Source organism: Microbacterium sp. Bi128, assembly GCF_918698205.1.
In genome coordinates, this window is the sequence record NZ_CAKKMM010001090.1 from 1 (window position 1) to 1,747 (window position 1,747).

Sequence of the window (1,747 nt, forward strand, 5' to 3'; positions counted from 1 at the left end):
GTGATGATCACGAGGATCAGGCCGAACAGCATCGCCAGCCCGAAGGCTGCGAACGCGGCCCGTTTGACGTGCTCCGGGCTGGCCGCCCCCGAGCCCACCAGCCGGAGCGGACCCACCCGGTCCTCATCCGTGCCCCGGATCCCGTCCGAGTAGTCGTTGGCGTAGTTGACGCCGATCTGCAGGAGCAGGGCGACCAGGGCGGCCAGCACGGCGTTCAGCAGGATGAACGAATCCATCTCGTAGGCGGCTGCGCTGCCGATCAACACCGGTGCGATTGCGGCCGGCAGGGTGCGCAGTCGGGCGCCTTGGATCCATTGTGCGGCTGTGGCCACGGTCAGTACCTCGTTGGTTGGTTGAATGCTCGTTGGTGGTTTGAGTTGCCGGCCGGAAGCCGGAAGCGCTTGTCTATTTTCCCTGATGGAGGGCGTCCAGCCGGACCGTCATGCCCAGCCGGTCCGGTTTCCCGTTGGGCAGCATGAGCAGTTCCGCGGCGGGCAGCACGGTTTTCGGGGCCAGTGCGCCCAGCGACGGTGCCCAGGTCTGGTTCCGGCGGTCGGCGAACGCCGCCAGCCCTTCCGGGGAACTGTCGGCCACTGCGACGTACGCGGCCAGGGCGTGGCCCCACTCCGCGGACGGCACACCGGCGACAAAAGCCGCCCGCACGCCGTCGAGCTTTTCCAGCTCAGCCTGGACATGGGCGGCGGAAACTTTGACGCCGCCGGTGATGACGACGTCGTCGGCCCGGCCGAGTACGGTGAGCCGGCCGTCGGAGTCCAGTTCGCCGAGGTCATTAGTCCGGTACCAGCGGACGCCGTCCGCTTCGATGAACGCCGCTGCCGAGAGCTCTGGGGCCTGAAGATAGCCGGCGGCAATGGTTGCCCCGCCCAGCAGGATGCGGCCGTCGTCCTCCACCCTGACCAGGACGTCCTCGAGCGGGAAGCCGTCGTACACGCACCCGCCGCAGGTCTCGGACGAGCCGTAGGTAGTCACCACCCGCACGCCGGCGTCCCGGGCCGCGTCGAGCAGCTGCGCGGACGCGGGTCCGCCGCCGAGCAGGATGGCGTTGAAGCGCCGCAGCACCGCCAGCGTCTCGGCGGAGGGCGCGTCCAGCAGGCGCTGGAGCTGGGTGGGCACCAGCGAGGTGAAACGGATCTTGTCCGTGAGCTCCAGCGCCGCGGCGGTGAAGGCCTCCGGCGTAAAACCGCCGGAGAGGTCCATGGCCCACGGGCGGGTCCCGGCAAAAAGCGAGCGGACCAGCACTTGGACGCCGGCCACATACTGGACGGGAAGGGCTAGCAGCCACTGGCCCTCGCCCTTGAGCGCAAAGGCGGTCGCCACAGACGAGGCCGCCAGGGCCTCGACGGTCAGGACGGTCGCCTTCGGCGTGCCGGTGGACCCGGAGGTCCGGACCACGACGGCCGCGTCCTCGATGCCGGCCGTGTCAGGGAACCCCAGCACCGGCGAGCCGTCCGGCCCGGCGGAGAGTTCGACGGCGGGTCCCTCGCCGTGGAGGGCAGCAGCCAGCGCCTTGAGCGCAGGCTCGATGTTCATGGCTCCGGAAGTCACAGCGCGCCTTAGAAGTAGTACGGGAAAGCGGACCAGTCGGGATCGCGCTTCTCGAGGAAGGCTTCCTTGCCCTCCACGGCCTCGTCCGTCATGTACGCCAGACGGGTCGCCTCGCCGGCGAAGACCTGCTGGCCGGCCAGGCCGTCGTCGGCGAGGCGACCCGTCTGGCGTACATGACGGA

At 69.6% G+C, this 1,747-nt stretch carries 2 protein-coding genes; both read right to left on the reverse strand.

Going from position 1 to position 1,747, the window contains the following annotated elements; genetic code table 11:
- On the reverse strand, positions 1–332 hold a 332-nt coding region (gene menA, locus LQV45_RS30045; RefSeq protein WP_230010845.1), incomplete at its 3' end, for a 1,4-dihydroxy-2-naphthoate octaprenyltransferase.
- A 73-nt stretch (positions 333–405) separates the two neighbouring features.
- Complete coding sequence (locus LQV45_RS30050) at positions 406–1,551, reverse strand: AMP-binding protein (RefSeq protein WP_230010848.1); 1,146 nt, start codon at positions 1,549–1,551, stop codon at positions 406–408.
- Positions 1,552–1,747: the final 196 nt, after the last annotated feature.